At 40.2% G+C, this 21,123-nt stretch carries 15 protein-coding genes; 2 read left to right on the top strand and 13 right to left on the bottom strand.

Annotation, left to right across the window (positions count from 1 at the left end; translation table 11 throughout):
• Positions 1-189: 189 nt before the first annotated feature.
• The 6 genes from RCG22_RS18815 to prfB form a co-directional block, all read right to left on the bottom strand.
• Positions 190-1,479: a murein hydrolase activator EnvC family protein gene (locus RCG22_RS18815; RefSeq protein WP_308104192.1), complete on the bottom strand. Its 1,290-nt coding sequence runs from the start codon at positions 1,477-1,479 to the stop codon at positions 190-192.
• A gap of 180 nt (positions 1,480-1,659) precedes the next feature.
• Complete coding sequence (gene ftsX, locus RCG22_RS18810; RefSeq protein WP_308107203.1) at positions 1,660-2,553, bottom strand: permease-like cell division protein FtsX; 894 nt, start codon at positions 2,551-2,553, stop codon at positions 1,660-1,662.
• Positions 2,543-3,229, bottom strand: a complete 687-nt coding sequence (gene ftsE, locus RCG22_RS18805) for a cell division ATP-binding protein FtsE (protein ID WP_088089609.1) — start codon at positions 3,227-3,229, stop codon at positions 2,543-2,545. The genes ftsX and ftsE overlap by 11 nt, the downstream gene beginning before the upstream one ends.
• Positions 3,230-3,843: 614 nt before the next feature.
• Positions 3,844-4,188 (bottom strand): cytochrome c551, encoded by a 345-nt coding sequence (gene cccB / locus RCG22_RS18800; protein ID WP_308104191.1) that lies wholly within the window; start codon positions 4,186-4,188, stop codon positions 3,844-3,846.
• A gap of 51 nt (positions 4,189-4,239) precedes the next feature.
• On the bottom strand, positions 4,240-5,067 hold the full coding sequence (locus RCG22_RS18795) for a YitT family protein (RefSeq protein WP_374049481.1): 828 nt from the start codon (positions 5,065-5,067) through the stop codon (positions 4,240-4,242).
• Positions 5,068-5,330: 263 nt separating this feature from the next.
• Positions 5,331-6,432, bottom strand: a protein-coding gene (gene prfB / locus RCG22_RS18790) for a peptide chain release factor 2 (RefSeq protein ID WP_308104189.1) whose coding sequence is annotated in 2 segments (ribosomal slippage) — positions 5,331-6,359 and positions 6,361-6,432 — 1,101 coding nt in all. Because the reading frame shifts where the segments join, the coding sequence is not laid out codon by codon here.
• 338 nt (positions 6,433-6,770) lie between these two features.
• Here prfB and RCG22_RS18785 point away from each other — a divergent pair.
• Positions 6,771-8,726: an SEC-C metal-binding domain-containing protein gene (locus RCG22_RS18785; protein WP_308104187.1), complete on the top strand. Its 1,956-nt coding sequence runs from the start codon at positions 6,771-6,773 to the stop codon at positions 8,724-8,726.
• A 171-nt stretch (positions 8,727-8,897) separates the two neighbouring features.
• Positions 8,898-9,416, top strand: a complete 519-nt coding sequence (locus RCG22_RS18780; protein ID WP_308104186.1) for a hypothetical protein — start codon at positions 8,898-8,900, stop codon at positions 9,414-9,416.
• Between the two features lie 50 nt (positions 9,417-9,466).
• Here RCG22_RS18780 and RCG22_RS18775 read toward each other — a convergent pair whose 3' ends face one another.
• From RCG22_RS18775 to RCG22_RS18745, 7 genes are all read right to left on the bottom strand, one after another.
• Positions 9,467-12,190: an Ig-like domain-containing protein gene (locus RCG22_RS18775; protein WP_308104185.1), complete on the bottom strand. Its 2,724-nt coding sequence runs from the start codon at positions 12,188-12,190 to the stop codon at positions 9,467-9,469.
• A gap of 280 nt (positions 12,191-12,470) precedes the next feature.
• Positions 12,471-14,672: an Ig-like domain-containing protein gene (locus RCG22_RS18770; protein WP_308104184.1), complete on the bottom strand. Its 2,202-nt coding sequence runs from the start codon at positions 14,670-14,672 to the stop codon at positions 12,471-12,473.
• Between the two features lie 340 nt (positions 14,673-15,012).
• Complete coding sequence (locus tag RCG22_RS18765; protein ID WP_308104183.1) at positions 15,013-16,536, bottom strand: cytochrome c3 family protein; 1,524 nt, start codon at positions 16,534-16,536, stop codon at positions 15,013-15,015.
• Between the two features lie 160 nt (positions 16,537-16,696).
• On the bottom strand, positions 16,697-17,668 hold the full coding sequence (locus RCG22_RS18760) for a 6-bladed beta-propeller (protein WP_308104182.1): 972 nt from the start codon (positions 17,666-17,668) through the stop codon (positions 16,697-16,699).
• 2 nt (positions 17,669-17,670) lie between these two features.
• Entirely contained in the window at positions 17,671-18,369 is a 699-nt protein-coding gene (locus RCG22_RS18755; protein ID WP_308104181.1) for a tetratricopeptide repeat protein, read from the bottom strand.
• A gap of 20 nt (positions 18,370-18,389) precedes the next feature.
• Positions 18,390-19,598, bottom strand: coding sequence for a cytochrome c3 family protein (locus RCG22_RS18750; protein WP_308104180.1), 1,209 nt, complete (start codon positions 19,596-19,598; stop codon positions 18,390-18,392).
• Between the two features lie 27 nt (positions 19,599-19,625).
• Positions 19,626-21,023 (bottom strand): cytochrome c3 family protein, encoded by a 1,398-nt coding sequence (locus RCG22_RS18745; RefSeq protein ID WP_308104179.1) that lies wholly within the window; start codon positions 21,021-21,023, stop codon positions 19,626-19,628.
• Positions 21,024-21,123: the final 100 nt, after the last annotated feature.

Here is a 21,123-nt window from a genome sequence, read left to right as displayed (position 1 = left end):
TATGGACTGGAGCACTTTGACTGAGATATAGGAAACACGGAGAGCGTAGTGATCCGATGTTGACTTATCGTAGGGAAAAGGGCGAAGTACACTAGCCGTTGGGCGCTGGAGCTAGACAGTTATCTAAGTTCAAAGTTTTATAATTTTTTTTGCAAAAAAAATGGAAGAAGCAAAAAGCTTCTCCCATTTTTATGGTAGTGGTACGATCCCGACTGGATTAATGGCATAACGCTTATCCAGTGTCCATGGACCCTTATGAAGTTCAAAATGCAGGTGCTGTCCTCTTGAGGCTCCCGTATTCCCCATAAGACCAATCTTTTGACCTTTTTTCACAGTAGCTCCACTGCCGACATAACGTGCCGTCATATGGGCATAGATGGTTGTGTACACTTTCCCATTAATCGAGTGAGAAACAAAAATACAGTTTCCATAACTACTAGAATAATAGGATCTAATGACAACCCCATCCGCCGCAGCAACAATTGGCATCTTGGTCCCGTTGGCAATGTCGACTCCGTAATGATTTCCATCCCCACGGCCCCCAAAACCAGAACTAAGATATCCAGTTGTTGGCTGGGTCCAATATCCACTTGAAACATTTGGTGTTGCATCCGAACGAGGAGCAGAATTATTGTTAGAACCGCTATTCCTACTGCTTGATGACGTATTTCTTTTCGCCTCTTCAGCTGCTCTTGCTTGTGCCTCTTTCTCCATTTGAATGGCCTTTTGAATCGCCGCTTCTTGACCAGCAAGAATCTGCTCCTCCTCTTGCATGTCCATCATACCCTCATGGACTTCTTCTTCTTTATCTTTTAAGCTTGCTAAAAGTTTATCTTTTTCCTTCTTTTGGGCATTTAATTGCTGATTCATATTTTTTAAGTCTACTAGCATATTCTCGAGACTAGAAAGATCTTTTTCTACTTTTGCTTGTTTCTCCGCAAGTTCCGCTTTATCGGCCTCATGCTGCTTAATAATATCTTGGTCCGCCTGCACGATGGTAGCAACCGCATTCGCTCTGTCAATGAAATCACTAAAGCTAGTTGAACCCATTAGCACATCTAAATAATTGACCATGCCGCCATTTTCCTGATAACTGCGGGCCCGGTCCATTAAAAGTACATTACGTTTTTTAATACGCTCTTGGATGACCTTGGTTTCTGCTTGGAGTTTTGTAACCTCTGCTTTTGTATCATTTACCTTTTCCGTTTTATCATCTATTTTCGTAGTTGTATCTTCAATCGCAAAGTCAAGGCGTTTCATTTCGCTCTGTACGCCTGCCTGCTGATTTTTTAATGAATTTATCTGACCGTTTGCTTGATTAATATCCTCTTTTAAATTGGAACGTTTGTCGTGAATTTTACTTTGTTCACCTTTCAAACTGGAAATCGACTCAGCCTCTGTTTTAATTGTGATTCCGCCAAAGGTTGTTCCCAGTCCGACCGTCAGTGCAACCGCAACTGTTATTACTGTTTTCTTCATTTCCGATTTCTCCTCCCATTCTCTCTATGTACAGGTAAAATCGTTCGTTAGCTTTGTGTGAACGAATGTTGTTGTGTACGAAACTTTTGATCTATTCTAGTAACCAGATCGTTCATAATAAAACAGGAAGGACATGACACTAGCCCTTCCTGACTGTAAACGGGTACTTCCGCTTTTGGATTACACCTTTAAGAATTTTCTTACGGACATCAAGCTGCCCCAAACGCCGATTAATGCGCCCATTAAAATCAAAATGCCAGAAACCTGATAGATAAAGGGATCAATCGGCAGGATTTTGATAAATGTACCTTCTAGGTATGGGGTAACATAATCATAGGCACGGTAGTAGGCAATCGAAATCAGAATAATAGGCAGAATGGACCCTAAGACACCAAGCCATAATCCTTCCAAAAAGAAGGGCCAGCGAATAAATGTATTCGTTGCACCTACTAATCTCATAATCTTAATTTCTCTTCGACGTGCAATAATCGTAATTTTTATGGTATTTGAAATTAGGAAAATGGCTGTAAAGAATAAGCCAATGATTAAAACAACTCCAACGTTGCGGCTTGCTTTTATAAACTTAAATAATTTTTCAACCTTACCCTGGCCATATTTTACTTTGGCAACAAAAGTAGATTTTTCAATTTGTTTCGCGACTTTCATCGTATCAGTCGGCTTTTTTGTTTTTACGATAAATACATCGTTTAAAGGATTATCTTGTTCAAAAAGTTTAAAAGATTTGCCTTCCTCACCAAGACTACTAACTAAATTATCTAGCTCGGCCTTTTTAGAGGAGAAGGCCACCGTTTTCACTTCAGGTATGCTTTCAATCTCACTTTTTAAGGTTTGCTGGTCTTGCGGCGTCGCTGCTACATCGATGTGAACGCGAATTTGGACATCATCTTCAATCGTTTCTGCGACTCTATTAAGATTCATCATAATAACGAAAAAGACACCAACTAATATCAAGGTAACAGTTACAGCACTAACGGATGCAAATGTCATCCAGCCATTTCTGCTGATATTCTTAAAACTATCTCGAGCGTGACGGCCAATGGTTCTAATTTTCATAACCGTATTCACCTCTTTCATCATCACGGACGATTTTTCCGCCTTCAATGGCAATCACTCGGTGTTGCAATGTATTAACAATCTCTCGGTTGTGGGTTGCCATAACAATGGTAGTTCCTCTTGCATTAATTTCTTCAAAAATTTTCATGATTTCCCATGATGTTTCCGGGTCAAGGTTTCCAGTAGGCTCATCCGCAATCACGACTTTCGGAGAATTGACGATCGAGCGGGCAATTGAAACACGCTGTTGTTCCCCGCCAGAAAGCTCGGTTGGCAGCATTTTTATCTTATGCTTTAAATTAACGAGATCAAGAACTTCCATGACTCGTTTTTTAATGACCTTCGGCTGCGCTTCAATTACTTCTAAAGCAAAAGCGACATTTTCATAGACAGTTAGTCTTGGAAGGAGCTTAAAGTCTTGAAAGACAACGCCAAGATTCCGTCGGAAAATGGGTACCTTCTTCATTTTTAGTTTTGCGAGGTTTACACCATTCATAGTAATGGTCCCTGAAGTTGGAACTTCCTCTCGATACATCATTTTAATGAATGTCGATTTTCCGGCACCACTTGGTCCGACGACATAAACAAATTCGCCCTGGTTAATCCGGACGTCTATCCCATTAATAGCGGAAACCCCATTTGGGTACTTTTTATATACATCTTGTAGTTCGATCATTTTTATCACCTTTTATTTAAAGACATAACGAACTGTGAATTCGACAATAATCTTTATTTATTTGCAAAATGGACTAGGATAACAAAAAATATGTGAATAATTTCGCATAAACCTATTATAACATCATAAAAGGCTAAAAAAAGCGGTAAAAATATTACAGTTTCTTTTCAAAGAATTACATTTTATGACACAGTTCGACATTTTTACTCTTATTTTTGGCTTTTTGGGAATGGTTTAAGAGTTGTGTGGCCGGTGGATCCCGCCGAATTGGACCGGGATTCCGCCAACTTTTGGAATTATTCCGCCAAACTGGGGACAGATTCCGCCGACTTCGTAACCTTTTCCGCCGAATTCCCGGATGATTCCGCCAAACCCCTTTTAAATTACCTTTTTATATAAAATCTGTAACTTTTCTCTGCTCGTACAGTAGCTGGCGCTCGATCGGTGGATCCCGCCAAATTGGACCGGGATTCCGCCAACTTTTGGAATTATTCCGCCAAACTGGGGACGGATTCCGCCAAACCAGTCTGAGTTTCCTCTGCTGGGCTGCTAAAATAGGTAAATAAAAAAAACGCTCTGTTTTTATCAAACAGAACGTTTTTAAAACTAAGCTCTTATTTTTTAGCTGCTAGCCATTCAGCGATTGTGTTAGCGTCATCGCCAGTCACTACATTTGCAGGCATTTGACCTTTACCATTTTTAAGAATACCCAAGATGTCGTCCTTAGAGTACTTTGAGCCAACCTTTGTAAGGTTTGGTCCCATCCCTCCTGTTAGATCCCCGCCATGACAGCCAGAGCATTTTTGATCGAAAATCTTAGCAGCTGCATCACTACTAGCTGTTTCCGTTCCTGTGTCCTTAGTCGTGTCCTTAGTTGTGTCCTTATCTCCGCCTCCGCAGGCAGCTAGTCCCATAACTAACGCAGTTCCCATCAACAATGTAAGCCATTTCTTTTTCACCTGATTACCCCTTTCAGAAATTAATACCATCAATGCATTATTATACCAATCCTACGCTCGTTTGAAACCCTCTCCTAACACTTCAGCCGCATCCATAACGACCACAAATGCAGTTGGATCAAGGGTTTTAACCAATTGTTTCAATTTTGTGAACTCTGACTGATCAACAACGCACATTAGAACTGGCCGTTCATGGTCAGTAAAACCACCATATGCTGATAGTTTTGTCACACCACGGTCAATTTTATTCAAAATTCCTGCACGAACTTCTTCTTGTTTATCCGTAATAATCATCGCCATCTTTGACCGGCCGAAGCCAACCTGAATCAGGTCAATCGTTTTGCTTGTTACATAGAGGGCAATCAATGCATACAAACCCTTTTCAATATCAAACACAATCGCAGCAGCAAGCACGATTAAGCCATCGATCATAACAACGCATCGGCCGAGACTAATGCCTGTATATTTATTAATGATCTGTGCAGCAAGGTCGGTTCCGCCCGTTGATGCCCTCCCCCTAAAAACAATGCCCAGACCAAGCCCTACACCTATTCCCCCGAACAAAGCCCCGAGCAGTGCATCATTTGTCCAAGGCTCTAAACCTTTTGTTAAAAAAACAATGAATGGTAAAAAAATAGTGCCCGCAAGTGTTTTGACGCCAAATTGCTTTCCTAAAAACAGCACACCAGCAATAAACAAAGGGATATTAAAGGCCCACTGCACATAAGCCGGTTCCCAGCCCAACACCGTTTTTGTAATCGTACTGATGCCGCTGACTCCTCCTGAAGCCACTTGATTTGGCAGTAAAAACACGTTAAACGTTAGACCAATAATCGCCGCACCAATCAGCACAAGTAGATAATCTATCGCGATTCTCATTTTAGGATAGGATTGTGTAAGATTACTTAATATATTCATAAATGCTATTCTCCTCAAAATTCATTCTTCTAACCGAAAGAGTATAGCATGGGCAAATTTTGGTGTAAATGGCAGTAAAGTGACGTGTTAAAGGGTTAAATTTTTATTTTATTAGCATTTGTCTTTTACGGTGTTTTCATTATTACATCCCAATAGAAAAGCCTTTGCCGAAAAGGTCGACAAAGGCTTTAAACAACTATTTTATTTTTTCAAAAATGTCATGGTTAGGAAATCCTTGACCTTAGATAAGCATCAATAAACTGATCCAAATCCCCGTCCATTACTGCTTGAACATTGCCGCTTTCTGCGCTGGTCCGGTGGTCTTTTACCATCGAATAGGGATGGAAGACATACGAACGAATTTGACTGCCCCAGCCAATTTCCTTTTGTTCGCCGCGAATTTCCAGTAGCTCTTGTTCTTTGCGTTCAATTTCTAGTTGATACAGCTTGGATTTTAGCATTTTCAGCGCTGCCTCGCGGTTTTTAATTTGCGAACGTTCCGCTTGGCATGTGACCACCACGCCGGTTGGGAGGTGGGTAATCCGGATGGCTGAATCGGTGGTGTTAATATGCTGCCCGCCCGCACCGGTCGCACGGTAGGTATCAATTTTTAAATCCTCGGTCCGAACTTCTATTTGAATGTCGTCATTGAGTTCAGGTATGACTTCACAGGAAACAAACGACGTATGGCGGCGGCCTGAGGAATCAAACGGAGAAATCCTGACCAAGCGGTGTACCCCTTTTTCCGCCTTCAAGTAACCATAGGCATTATGCCCTTTGATGGCAAGCGTCACACTCTTAATCCCTGCTTCATCACCAGGCAGATAATCGAGCGTTTCGACCTTAAAGCCCTTTTTCTCAGCCCAGCGAGTATACATCCGCAAGAGCATCGAGCCCCAGTCCTGTGATTCCGTTCCGCCCGCACCTGGGTGCAGCTCCAAAATCGCATTATTTTTATCGTACTCTTCACTCAAGAGAAGCTGCAGCTCATATTGGCTCAAGCGCCCTGTTAACTGCTGAAGCTCTTCTTCCAGCACCGCACGCAATTCGTCGTCATTTTCTTCTTTTACAAGCTCATAGGTTAATTCCAGATTTTCAAAACTCTCGTTCAGTTCATAAAATTCATTGACCTGATCCTTCAGGCCATTTGCTTCACTAATGACCGTCTGAGCGGCTTGCTGATCATTCCAAAAATCGGGATGCAGCATTTCATCATCTAGTTCTGCAATTCTTGCTTCCTTATTTTCAAGGTCAAAGAGACCCCCTAAAGTCCGCTAATTTCTTAGCTGTTTTTTCAAGATCATTACGGATTTCTGCTAATTCCATTATCTTCACCTCTATAAAAATTAAAAATATCCTGTATTGTATTTTATTCCGAAATCAATGGTCAGTTCCTTAACCATTATAGCTTGATTACCTTATAAAATTCAAAGATTGACCTAAAAAAAGCACAAACCTGTTCGGGAAGGTAAAATTAATAAATTCCTAATGGTATCATCAATAGATAATTCAAGCAAAGTTCATGAGTATTTTTACATTTCTATCTGTCAAAAATGGTACTATTAACTAAGAGTAAAGTGGATGAACAACTTTTTAAAAAGTTAATTTATACATACAAGAATATTTCGAATATAAAAGATTGGTCTTAAAAGGGGATGAGCGAGTTGGAGAAAATAAACCGGAATGGTCCTTGTCCATGCGGAAGTGGGAAAAAGTATAAAAAGTGCTGTGGGGCAAATGAGGCTGTATCCATCACCAATTTGATTGATAGTGAAATCGACAGCCTGCAAAAGCATATCCTTCATTTTGCTTTCTATCACTTTGGGCAAGAAATACAAGAGGATTTCGAAGACTTGGAAGAAATCATTCAAATTGATACGGATCAAGAACGGGAATTTTATGAATTTATTCATGCGATTTGGTTTATTCTTTTTGAAGGATTAGATGATGGTGAAACGATTATTGAGAAGTTTATTGCTGCGGAAGCAGGGAAAATTAAACGACCTAAACTAAGAAAGATTTTACAAACATGGACGGAAGCACGAACGATTGCGGGGAAAGTCCTTTCCGTTGAAAACAATAAAGTTACAGTCGCTGACGGGTTTACCTCGGAAGAATTGGAAGCGATTATTGCGAATGTCCCTATTACAGTAGAAGAAGGTGCTTTCTTCGTGGGAATCCTGGTTCCATATGAGCAAAATTATGTCTTCTTTCCCTCTCCTTTTGATTTACCTGACCTAAAACCCGCGGATGCCTTTACCTATATTGAGGCTAGCAGTTTAGAGTCAGATTACGACTCAGCGCAGGAATATTTGACAGACTTCTTCTTGGAGGTGTTGAGTGAACTTCCAATGGTCGGCAATCTGTTGGACATCGATGAGATGGATTGGCCGGCCCCTATCTATAAAGAAGTTGCCGATACCTTTAAGCAAACAATGGAATCACTCGATGTACCAGCTCCCATTGTCGACACAGGTGTAATTCTTTGGCTGAGTTTTTGCCAGAAAAAGCAAAAGCGAATCCAAAATCCAAAACTTTATGTGGCCGCCCTCCATTATTTAGTGTCAACGATTGCACCATTAGAAAAAACGTATACGCAAAAGGAGCTCGCCAAGCAGTACGGAGTTTCAACAGGTTCCGTTTCCTCGATATTTACGGAGTTGGAAACAGTATTACATCAGGAAATTGCGGAGTTGATTGGAATGGTTTATGGGTTTGATGAAGCACCGATCTCGCCGCCTTCTGAAATGGCACCTGTCATTGAGTTTCCTAGAAAAGGCACTCTCTCAGTTGTAGAAACCGGGAAACCTGAGGGCATGCAGGTTTCAAACATTCAAACACTTACAGCTGTTGAAACACCCACTAAAAAAGCAAAGAGCCCTGTTCGGAAAGTATCAAGACGGGATGAAGAGCGCGCTAGAAATTTGATCTATGATGCCTATCAATCGGACGGTCAGCAGCGATATAAGCTGGCTGAAGAAGCCGTCAAGTTGAATCCGAATTGTTCGGATGCCTATGTCATCCTTGCTGAAAAAACAAAAAGCCTTGAGGAAGCCATCCTTCTCTATGAAAAAGGCATACAGGCGGGGAAACGTGAACTTGGTAAAGCGTTTTTCGAGGAAAACAAAGGCTACTTCTGGGGATTAACTGAAACTAGACCGTTCATGCGGGCGAAACTTCATTATGCTGAAGCCCTATCTCTGATTGGGAAAAAAACAGAAGCCATCCGCCAATATGAAGAATTGCTGGAACTAAATCCAATGGATAACCAAGGTGTGCGTTACTCGTTGTTTGTGGCCTACATCGATGCAGGGGACTACAAGAAGGCTGAAGACTTGCTCCAACAATATGAAGAGGAGTCAGCCCAAGCTTCCTACAATCAGTTATTGCTTGAGATCATTGAAAAAGGCTTCACAGCGAAGGCCGCGAAATTGCTGAAAGAAGCAAAAAAGTTAAATAAGTATGTGATTACCTACTTAACAGGCAAGAAACGTCTGCCCGCCTACCCACCAGACTATTATGGCTTTGGCGATGAAAACGAAGCGATTGTTTATGCGGACATGCATTTGCATTTATGGACGAGAATTGATGGGCTAAACGAGTGGTTAAAAGGTAAATAAATCTGGTGCCATCGGTAACTGCTTATGAGTTACGGTGGCCTTTTTTAATGGGTACGAATGCCGTTCCTCAAGGCATATTGTTCCTTAAAGATTCACAAGAGATAAGAAAATACTTAATGCCCTCAAGATATAATTGAAAACAGGTATTCTATTTGAAGGGATGACTGTTTAATGAAAAAATGGGCTATTATCTTTGTCTTAATTTTGGTTGGGATAGGGATATTCTCCCTAAAGTATTACACTTCACTATTAGACTCAAAGGATTCCGCGATAATTGTCAATAAACACTATCCATTTAAGGATGATTATCAAGAGAAACAAAAATTAGTCCAGGCGGTTGATCATATTTTTATTGGTGAAGTCATCCGAGAAGTTGGGGATGATGAATATACAGGAAAGCCAAATACCCAATTCTTAGTGCGGATTACACAGAATATAAAAGGTGCCCTGCTCGGGGACATTACGGTCAATCAAGAGGGAGGCTATTATAAGGAGAAGGGGAAATTATATCTCTTAACCTATGAAAAGTTCCCTTTGCTGAAAAAAGATCAAATGTATTTATTTTTCCTTACCAAAACAAACAAGGGTTATTTTGAAATGATGCCGAAATATGGCAGTGTGCTTCTCAATAATGAAGAGGAAAAGTTGAAACAGATTGATTCCATTAGAAAAATAATGGGTGAAAAGTAAAAGTAAAAACGAGAGGGCGCGTCCCCTCTCGTTTTTACTATTATATTATTCTAAGGTGTACCCTGCATTGGTGCATGTGCGGCACTCAAGGCTTTTTCTTCTGCAGTATTTCCCATCCCGTGGCAGGTCGAGCATGCTCGTGGAGCTGTACTGGTATGACCGGCTGATTTAGCAGTATCGAGTGCTTTTCCGGTCACACCGTAAATGGCCGTTGAACCGTTATGGCAGGTAGAACAGAAAACACGCTCCTTCGCTGCATCCCAGTCACCTGAACCTGAGGAAAATAAACGTCTGTCCTCCAATCCCAATGTAGCACTTAGCAATTTGATATTTGTAGAACCATGGGTATCATGACATTCACTACATGGGATGTGACCGTCATTGGCTGCGGTACCGCTGCTCTTTACAAGTTGGCCATCACTAATAGCTGTAATCCTGTGCTGGGATAAATTGCTGTTTGTCAAATCCGTTTTTTCATCTGTCTTCGTATCAAAGAATTGTTGAATGTTGGAAATTACTTGTTCCACACCCTTAGAGTCCTTCCACTTCCTCGTGCCGTCATGGCAGCGCAAGCATAAGGCATAATCATCTGGGACACCGGTTGCCGTTGATTTACGGTAATCAAAGATTTTATTGGTCACCACAATATTGTTTTGCGAACCATAGTTCTTTACCTGATTGGTTTCCGTATCATGACAGGTCTCGCAAAGTTGCTTTTCGCTGTCAAACATATCCGCAGGAACCCCTTCAACGGCCGGATGGTTATCAACCACATAATGATCCTTTATCAGGTTCGGATTTTCTTCATTCCAAGCCAAATGCGGATTATGACAGGAAGCGCATTCCCCGGCACTGCTTTGAACCCCGTCTTTTCCATACTCTGAAAAATGACCATTCTGATGCATATTTAAAGGGGCGGCTGCTCCCGTACCGTCATGACAGGCCATGCAATAGTTATAGCTAGAATAGTTTGTATTGTATTGTTCCAGTTTTGCCCCACTAGCATTATGAGTACTGTGGCAGGTTGCACAGGTATTCGTATTCATCGCATAATTGCCGTGCGGATCATTTGCATTTGGATCTGTTGCGACCAAAGCCAGCATTCTTGCTAGCTTTAAAACGCTCCCCCGTTCCGTTGCAAACTTTCGAATCAACGGATAAACAGGATTTCCAGCTGCATCGGTAGTGGTAGCTGAGCCAGGGACCACATCAACGAGCAGAGGATTGATCATAATATAATAGGTTGTACTTGCGGCAAGCGGGGTAGCAGGTGTAAAAACCACTTCCAAATTTTTATCACTTTTTTTAGTAGCCTTGATGGTCCCCGCAACGTTAACGCCTTTACTGGAAAAAACAATCAGTGCATTCTGTACTTTGTCCGCTGAGACCATTTTGTCATCTGTCATTGTAAAAGTTATCGGGGTATTGGTTTTAACATAACCAGTCACATCATTTGGAAGCAAATCTATATCTGTTTTCCCATTCGCATTAACTTTGTCCGATACTTTGACTTTTATCGAGGATACCTTTGGCCGGGTATAGTCTACCGTAACGCTATAATTAGTAATAGTAGTAAAATTAGATGAATTAGTCGCCTTCACTTTATAATTGTAGGTTCCCTCCGTAAATTCACCAGGGAGGGTGTAAGACCATTGATTACTTGTTGCAGTTGGGGCTGAATAAATGGCATTGGTTATCGGGATAGCATTCGCATCCAACAACTGCATTGGGATTTGATTGGCTGGAGTAGTGGCATCTGATACGGTCCCGGATAGAGTAATCTTTTTGTCGGTTTGGAAAACAGGACTATTCGTAGTAATCTTTGGTCCAGCCGTGTCTACTGTGAAGCTGTAGTCTTTGTAGGTAGAATTATTGAGTAAATCCAGCGCTCTTATTTTATAATTATAGGTTCCATCCGTTCTTGTCAAAGAATAGGACCAATATCCTTGCGCATTCGGTCCAGTTAGGATAGCATCGGTGATCCGATTAAGATTAGAATCATATAATTCCATTTGGATCAAATTACTGGCTGTCACGATATCAGAGACCGTTCCAGAAATGACCACGTTGTTGTTTTGTCGTGCTGTGCTCGAGATAGAAATCGTAGGTCCTGTCGAGTCCACTGTAAAGCTTACATCCTTAAAGGAAGAATGTTTAGTCTGCGCATCATCGGTTGCTTTAATTTTCAAATTATAAATTCCATCGGTTTTTTGAAAAGAAAAAGACCAATTCCCTTGTGCATCGGGGACCGTGGAAGGAACACCGGCAACAGGGCTTAAATTGGATTCCAGTAATTCCAAGGTAATTTGGTTATTTTGTGTCACCGCATCACTAACGGAACCTGAAATCGTCACGTTATTCTTTTGAACCGATGTGGTTATTATCGAGAGCGTTGGGCCGGTGGTGTCGACGGTAAAGGTGATGGGTGTTGTAAAAGTACTTGAAGTCCTATCATTTTTGTGAATAGCAATGGCTTTAATCGTATAATTATATTTTCCGTCACTGAATCCATTCGGGAAAGAATAGGACCATGTGGTGGCTGAATTCAGCTGAATGGGTTTTGAAATCTGGTTTCCATCAACCATTTCCATAGAAGCAACAAAATAATTTTTATCGCATTCGACGGTTCCGGAAACCGTGACATTGTTCCCCTGTACAACAACAGTCGGATAAACGTTAGGATTCGCAGCATAAGAACTGGAGGGGTGAACCATGGCCACCAGAAGCTGAATGATGATATATGTAAAGAAAAAACGTTTCATTTGTTTTTGCATGTATTATTCCTCTAATTGTCATAGTTTAATAGGAGTATAAGGATAGCTGAATGTTGGGAAATTCCTTTCAATATTTAGTAAAAGTTTACTATTATTACTATTATACTCATATTGGAAATTAGTTTATATAACAGAAAACGACAATTTTTTTAACAAAATGTGAATTTGCTGTATAAAAAAGCCCTCCATCTTTAATTAAGAATTTTTTTCCACAAGTTGGAAGAGTGATGCGCATTAAACACAAAAAAATCGAGAGAAAAGCTCCTCTCGATTTTAACTATTATGGTGTTGGTACTATTCCTTTTTTAGGCGCATGTGAGGCGCTTAAAGCTTTTTCAACTTCTGTCTCTCCTCTTCCATGACAGTAAGAGCAGGCCTTTCCAGGATAATCCTTATGTTCTGTACGCGTGTCATCATATTTTTGTCCAGTAACCCCATAAATAGCAGTTGTCCCATTATGACAAGCTAGACAGAATTCTCGTTCCTTTGAATCAGTTAATATAGTAAAATCACGCTCATTTGAACCAATTTGGACTTTCACCGATTTACGATCTGCATCCCCAGCACTAAAGGTTTTAATATCCTCGTGCCCTAGAGATTCTTTAAGGTTTTTTATATTAGCAGATCCATGTGTATCATGACACTCTGCACATGGAATGTGCCCGGTAAGAGGGCTTCCATCTTGTGCTTTAATAATATGACTGGAGAATTCCTTCTCAGCTAAAGATATCTCTCGATTAGAATAGGATAATCCAGAATTACTTGTTTCGAATTCTTTCTTGGTTTCCTCCGTCAAATTATTGTAAAAGCTTGCGATATCAGCGATTCCATTATATTTATTTTTGGTATTCAAATTATGGCATCGCAGACATAAATCATAATTTTCATAGATTCCGATTGCACTTATATTTTTTTTATATTGGAAAACACGATACTCTACGACAACGTCAGGTTTGGCTACTAGTGCACTTAGACCCGATTCATGGCAGTTCTCACATAGTTGTTCTTTGCTGCTAACTTTCCCGACTGGATTGTTGTCCTTTTGAATATTAGGAGCATGCGTATAGACAATATGATCCTGTGCTAAATTTGGATTACCATCTGACCGCTCAATATGTGGATTATGACAACTAGCACAGGAACTACCGCTAGGTTTCCCGGAAATATCGATTGCCGCAGAATGCTTGTGTGTGGCTTGACTATTTTCGGGTATCGGTGCAACAGTTCCGTCATGACAAGCCATGCAATAGTCATCAACAGATAGTTGAGTAGTAGAACTTCCACTATTTTGTTTCTGATCCAACAAATTTGGATTACTCGCTTCATGCGTACTATGGCAATTGGCACATATATTCACATTATTTGCATAAGCTGCATGAGGACTTTCCCGTCGAACATTTTGTCCATTATAGACCATTCCGTAAAGGTCCTTTCCACTCACTGCATCTCTAGTTGGTGGAGCACTTTCCGTCGTAAATGACCAAAACCGAGGAAATGCACTGTTACCAGCAGAATCAATAACTCCCAACGGGCTAATAAAAACATTATATTTTGTACTCAATGATAAAGGTCTTACGGTTGGTATAAATGAAATTTCATTTGTGACCTTGTCATATTGGACATCACCTGGAATATCTTTACCTTTACTGGTAACTCTAATACTTTTGTTAATTTCTGTTTCCTTTAATACATTTGCATCAGAAACCCTGAATTTTATTTCCGTATTTATTGAAACATGTGTCATATCCTCTGTGTAAGTTGGAACAATGCTGTTCATTAAAATAGTAGGACGTAGTGTATCTAATGTAAAAGTAATCCGTTGAGGTGTTCCCTCATTCCCTGCACGGTCTATCGCCTTTGCAGAAAAGGTTTGAGTGCCTTCCGCCATCTGCAGATCCGTATAGATCCATTTCCCATTACTATCTTTGGGGACGGTTAGCCATGTTCCAGTAGTCGAGTCGCAGCTACCCCTACAGATTTGCACAGTTGAATCGGCTTCAGTAGCTAACTCAACCGAACGAGATTTGGAAAAAGCACCCTCAACTAAGTTCACAAATGTAATGTTGGGCGGTGTTAGATCAATTGTAAGATTATTTAATGTCGTGGAGGCAACAGTTATTCCTTGAGCATCTACAAGATTAGCAATAATATTATATGTTCCTTCAGGTAAAGCAATATCCGTAATAATCCAACTATCCCCATTTACTTCGTAGGGCGTTCCTATTGGAACAGTTCCATTTAACAGGTTGACTTTCATTCCTGTGGTATAATTCCCAACTGTACCCGAAATGGTTACATTACCAGTGTTTAGATAAGCGCCTGATTCAGGTGTTACTATTGTTACGCTTGGATCTGTTCCAGTCCCTGCTGCCTTTACAACGGATATTCCCGATATTTGATAGGATCCAAATATTTGAATACATAAAACAAGGATTATTAGTACATGCAGCTTTGTTTTATGCAGGAGTCCTTTTTCCTTCATTTAGCACCCCTCGTTTCTACTATTTATGCAGTGGCAAAATGTTGTACTTCATACTTATTTTATTCCTATTGATGGGAAGGTACTAGGGGAAGGGGATATTATTCAATAAATATTCATATATTAATTATCAAAATGTGGATTAGAATTATTCGAGGTACTTTTTAAAAGTCAATAAACCCCAAAAGGGAAAATGTAAATAGACAAAATTGACAATTTAGTGACTTGAATGTTACTATATTAGTAATTAAATAAGGTGTTATGCCAAAGCATAACACCTTATCATTCGAACATTTCATTTTTGAGCTAATAATTAGTTGCTGCTAATTGTTAGCTTATTTTATTAATAGCCTGTTGGCATTCCGTTTGGATGGTCTGCAGAACGCTCAGTATTCTTAATTGATTCAGCGTGAGAGCTGTTGTGACATGCCCAACATACTGACATGTTAGTGAATTTTTTAAGAGCAGAAGATGAGTTAACGTCTGTCATGTAGGCTTCAGCTCCTGTAGTATCGCCTGCAAATTGTCCACCAGTCTTAGTCAAGTCAGTAATTGTACGTCCAAGAGAGTCTTTCATGATGTAAGCGTCAGTACCGTGACCATAGTGACAACGTACGCAAGTGTAAGAGTCGCTGTTTGTGCTGTGACGATATGCTGCATTTTCAGCTTCGAAGTGAGTTGATTTAGTTCCAGAAGCAGTTAGGTAATCAGTATGACAAGCTGCACAGAATTTGGACATTGCAACACCGATTCCTGTAACAGTGCCATCAGCTTTTACAGTGTAGCCAAGATCTTTCAGTTTTTGTTCAGAAACGCCCATTTTAGCTACAGTAGATCCGCCAAAGTATGCAGCCTGATTAATAGAGTGGGTCGCTTCATCTTTTTCCATTTTAACAACTACAGGACGAGCTAAGAAACCTGTAGCAGCATTATTTAGTGCTGTTTTACCTGCGTCAGCAGTAGAATATGCTTGAGCATGTTCGTAATCGAAGTATACACCAGCTGTTGAACCGTAAGCAGCAACAGTAGTAGCATCTTTCATGAAACGTGACCAGTACGTTTTTCCATCAGTACGGTTATCATATCCGTATAACCATGGAGCTTCAGATTTTGTATAAGCAGAAGCACCTTTGTTATATTGAGCAACAGTTACAACCCCAGAAGTAGCATCTGTAGTACGATATAATACAACAGCAGGAGCAGCAGCATCAACTGTTGGTAAAGTATCAACTACAGGAACATTTTCTAATTGCATACCGCCTTGAGATGCTGGCATTGAAGCAATACCGTTTGGATTGTACTGAAGTAAACGGTCAGAGTAAGATCCGTGTGGTGCGTGACAGCTAGCACAGTTGAAGTTTTCGCCCCAACCAGTTCCACTAATTTTAGAACCGTCAGTGTGATTTCCACCTGGTGCAGCGCTGATTTTCACTGCATCGTTAGCTTGGTGCTGAGATGCGCCGTGAGTACCACCGAAAGTACCAGCACCAGTCATTTTAGCAGTTTCGCCACTAGCAAATACGTTAGCAAATCCTAAAGTACCATCATGACAAGCTGTACAAGTGTTATAAACGCTGTCTGAAAATAGCAATGAGTCGCCTTTTGCAGTGTGTGTTTGGTGACAGCTTGCACAAGAGTTTGTGTTATTTTGGTACGAAGTGTGCATTTTTTGACCAGTTAATGCTTTGATAACAGTACCAGCTGTAGAACCGTCATTTGTGTCAACACCCTCAGCTGTATGGTTTGCGTTAGTAATTGATGTTCCTTTTGTACCTGGAGTCATCGTTGTGCTTTCTGCAGATGCAGCTGCTGCAAACATGCCTAACAACATGATTGCAAAAAGTAAGCTAAAGCTAAACTTTCTCATTCTTAAAACCTCCCAAATAAATCTCTCTTTTTTTCTCTGTTTTTTTGTTTTATATACTCTGAAAATGCCTCTGACTATACGTTTTCTATACCACCCCCTTTAATGTGAAGGAAATAGGTTTTCAACTTGACTATTACTGATTCTGTTAGGTTCGTTGATGTTATTTAAATATTTGTACCCTGATGTTTAATGTATCTGTAATATAAACATTGTCATTTTTATCGATGAATAAGCCGTTTGGCAGAGAGAATTGTCCGTTGTTTTCCCCCATACCGCCAAATTCAAATACTTTCTTACCATCCTTGTCAAAGCCATAAACAAGGTGGGTCAAGTTACTGACAACATACATGATGCCACGGCTATCTATGCCAATTCCCCTTGGGTTGACAAAGATGGATTCTCCCTTGCCATTAGCTGAACCATTGATAATCTTTTTAAATTTACCTGCTTTATCGAAAATCTCTACGCGCTGGTTGGCAGTATCCACGATATAAATATTGCCTTCATCGTCGACTGTGATGCCGTTTGGTGAGTTAAGTTCGCCATCTTTCGTGCCTGGTTTACCCACTTCAAGTAGCAGCTTTCCGTTTAAGTCAAATACATAAGCTTTATTTGTTTTAATATCGGTCATGTACACCTTTTTATCAATAATTCTCAGTGCAGCTGGTGCTGCTATCTTTTTATCGGTCATTACTTTTTTTGCAAAGTAATCAATAAATTTCCCTTTCTCATTGAAAATTGAAATATTTCCATTATATAAATCGGCAACAAATACTCTTCCCTTATCATCTGTTGCAATTCCATAAGGAAATTTAAATTGCCCCTTGCCAGTTCCATCCTCACCAAATGCGAACAACTGGTTGCCGCCGCCATCAAATGCTAGAACACGTTTATTATTCGTATCTGACACATACGTAAACGAACTATTGGCTGTTACATCCATAGGCTTAGCAAGCGGCTTGTTAAAGTCACCAGTAAGCGCTTGGCTGTAATTCGGTGCTCCATTTGGAGTAATAACTTTTAGGAGTCCTGTATCAACTGCTTTTGTATTATTTAGGAAAAGGAAGGTAAAAACTGCTGCCGTGGCTATAGCAATGAGTGCCATACCGATATACACATTACGTCTTTTCATCGTTATTCACCTTCAGCCTTTGTGTCTTTATCTTTAAGTCGATCTAATGCATCGATTGCATCCTTATACAATGGATCATATTGTAGCGCATCTTTATAAATGGTGATCGCATCTGCATATTTTCCTTGAGCTTCTGCTACCATTCCAATTTGATAAATGATGTCGGAGTTGGTTGGAGCTAGCTTATTAGCTTGTTCAAGTGACTTGGTCGCCTTGTCGTATTCTTTTAAGCCACGATAGGAGATTCCTATTTGCACATAGCCCTTATAGTCTTTAGGAGCGATTTTGACAGCTTTTTCAAATTCAATAAGCGCTTCATTATATCGTTCTTCAGATATATAGACTAAACCCATATTGTAACGTGCATCATAATTATTCTTGTCTTGCTCTAATACATTATCGAACTGTTTAATAGCTTCATCATGGTCACCTTTTAAGTAATAGGTATACCCTAGAACGATTCGGTTTTCTAAATTGGAAGGATCTTTTCTTACTGCTTCTTTATAGTAATCTAACTGCTCATTTACTCGTTTCATGTCAATGCTATTCCAAAAATAAAAGTGACCGAGAGCATATCCAGTACCAACGGTAATAATTAATGTAAGTAACAATAATAGGATCCCAGTTTTCTTTTTAAACGTCTTTGGCTTCTTCTTGGTTGCTCTTTCCTCTACTTCCTGAGGTACTTTTTCTGCTTCCATGGTAAATCCCCTCTCGGAATCTATTCTTTAGCTTTATGGTTTATGTTTGACTTATGGCATTTTGAACACGTTTTTTCAACGTGACATTTTAAACATGATTTTTCGTATTTTTGATTTACTGCTAATTGGATCGGGTGTTTCTCCTTAAATCTGTCCCCATGTGAACTCGGATGACAGGAAGCACATTGAACCGTTGTTACAGGTGAATCACTCGTAATCCGGTTAGCGTGGCATACAAAGCACTTTTGTGTATCCTTTGCTATACTGCCATGTTTTGTATCAAAAGAAGCAATTTTATGGCTTTCTGGCCTTTTTCCATGGCATTCTTTACAGAATGTGTTTGTTTTTGCATATTGCGAAACTGAAACACTTTTGTTGGAATTAGTAGTTTCATTTTTTAGAAATTTGGTATAGCTTGGGTCTTCCTTAAATAAGTCGTACTTTTCGCTCGACATATAAGAATGGCATTGCTCACATTTTTTCAATTCAGATGGTTGTATTTTTCCGTGTCCACCTGCTTTGAAAGTTGCTGTTTTATGAGTTTTAGGAACCATTGTTGTTTCATGACAAGCACTACATTTCAATGTTGCTTTCCTTGCTTCATGACATTCCATGCAAGTATCCATTTGCGGACTAGTAAACTTCGTGTCACTCATTAGCACAGTACCTAGTTTTTCATCCCATTTTCCGTAATCACTCTTATAAGTTACTCTTCGATCGGATATTTCCCCGTGAGCAGTACCACTGTGACACTGTACGCATTTAATGCCTTCCGTCTTATGTTTGCTGTGAGGTATGATGATATCCCCGGAAGGTGTCACTTCACGGTTTTTCATGTTGTGACAGGATTCGCATGCTGAATCAGGTATTAGGTTCGGCATCTTAATTGGTGCCAGATAGGTATCTGTTTGCTTTTTGTATACTTCTTTAATTCCGCTGCCTTTCGCTTTTACGTAATTCTCTGTTCCCGACCCAATATGACAGCTTTCACAGGCAACCTCGCTATGTGAGGAAGCTTTCCAAGTATAATACTGAGGTTTCATCTCATGACAGGATGCGCAAAATTTTGAACTGGATGTTGTTTCTAGCCCTACGAAGCTAAGGCCAAAGAAGATAGCTAGAAACAACACAGTTAGAGTTAGATATTTAAATAACCTATAGCGAAACTCGTTTCCTTTAAAGCGAAATTTGGGAGGGGCCGGCAGTTCTTGATTGTGCTCCTCGTCCATAAAAGCGACCCTCCTGTTCAGGTTTTATTATTTCTTCTTGTCAGATTTAAAGCCAGTTCTATGACAGTATTGGCAATAAACGTCTGTTGGTGCTTTTACTTCTGTTGAGCCTGGTATTGGCTTTGTACGGTCGTGACAAACGAAGCATTCTGATTTTTGATCAGCTGTTTTCGCTTTCGACGCGTGAGCTGTTAACCATTTGTCACTGTCGACGTGTCCTGGTGGACGGTTGCCGTGACAGGCGCTACAGAATTTATTGATTCGTGATTGGTCTTTCACGACTGTAATGTTCGGTACATACTTTGATTTGGTTTCTTTCATTTTAAGAATTGAAATAATATCTTCTTTCGGAATAGCTCTGAACCATTTCGAATCCTGGTGGCAGTTTACGCACTTATCTAACTCTTGAACAGCTGTGCCGCCGTGATTTCCATTCCAGCCTTCAACCTTATGACTCTTCGGAACTTTTACTTTTTTATGACAGGTTTCACAAGCCATGGAAAGTTTGACGTCTTTTTGTTGTTTGCCAATTGCTTGTAAAATGATATCTTGTGTTTTTTGATCATGTTCTGCTATTGCTTCTGCTTCAGTTGTTGCACCTTCATGTGTTGCTTCAGCTGCGGTTTCTGTTGTTGCTGCGGAAGAGCCTTCTTTCTTGCTTTCTTCCATTTTTTTCTCAAGTTCTTCTGGATTTGGCGGAACGCTGTAAGCTGCTTCCTTCCAAGGTTTTACGCCGTTGTTTACTTGATCGTGACAATCAATACATGTTCCCATGTTAGGTCTTAGGTATTTCTTTTCCATTAATTTTTCAGCACTCTCTGCTGTCCATTTGCCGCGAACTTCTTCGACGTTGATCCCACGAGATGCCATTTTCGCATGCACGACCCCGGCATGACAGGTGATACAAGGAATATCTTGTTCGATATGTCCTTTGTGATTTACCTTTAAGTCCCCGGATGCGGTTACGAGACGGTTCTTCGAGTGACATTGCAAACAGTTTTCGTTTGAAACGGCTTCTTCTTCGGTTTGAACGATTTGTTCAGGAACACCTGTTACGTGGTAGTACACTTCTTTAACTGATTTCATTTTGTGGGTAATCATGTTGGTGAAACCAGGCTTGATATGACACTGGACACATGAAATCTGATTATGAGCACTCGCTGTGTAAGATGAATACTCAGGTGCCATTTCGTGACAGCTTGCACAGAATGTTGGTGAGTTAGTCGCGGTAAGAACTCCATAACCTCCACCAAATACAACGATACAGCCAACAAGTGAAACGAATAACAATTTCCACCTGTTCACTGGATTCTTCCAGTCAATCGCTCGAAACTTTCGCCATAATCCGCGAATCAGGCCAACTTTTTTTCTATCTTCTCTACTTTCGGGATCTTTATCTTTATTTTTTTTCCCCCAAATGGCCACTTAACTCACCCTTCCCATTTTGGATTGTTTCTCTATATATTTTCCATATTAACCTCTCTAAAGGTAGTATCTAACATTGTGAGATTATAATCCAATGTAC

Source organism: Neobacillus nitrireducens, assembly GCF_030915405.1.
In the GTDB taxonomy this organism is placed as follows: Bacteria; Bacillota; Bacilli; order Bacillales; family Cytobacillaceae; genus Neobacillus.
The sequence above is the reverse complement of the archived record's forward strand: the minus strand, read 5'-3'. Positions and strand labels throughout refer to the sequence as shown.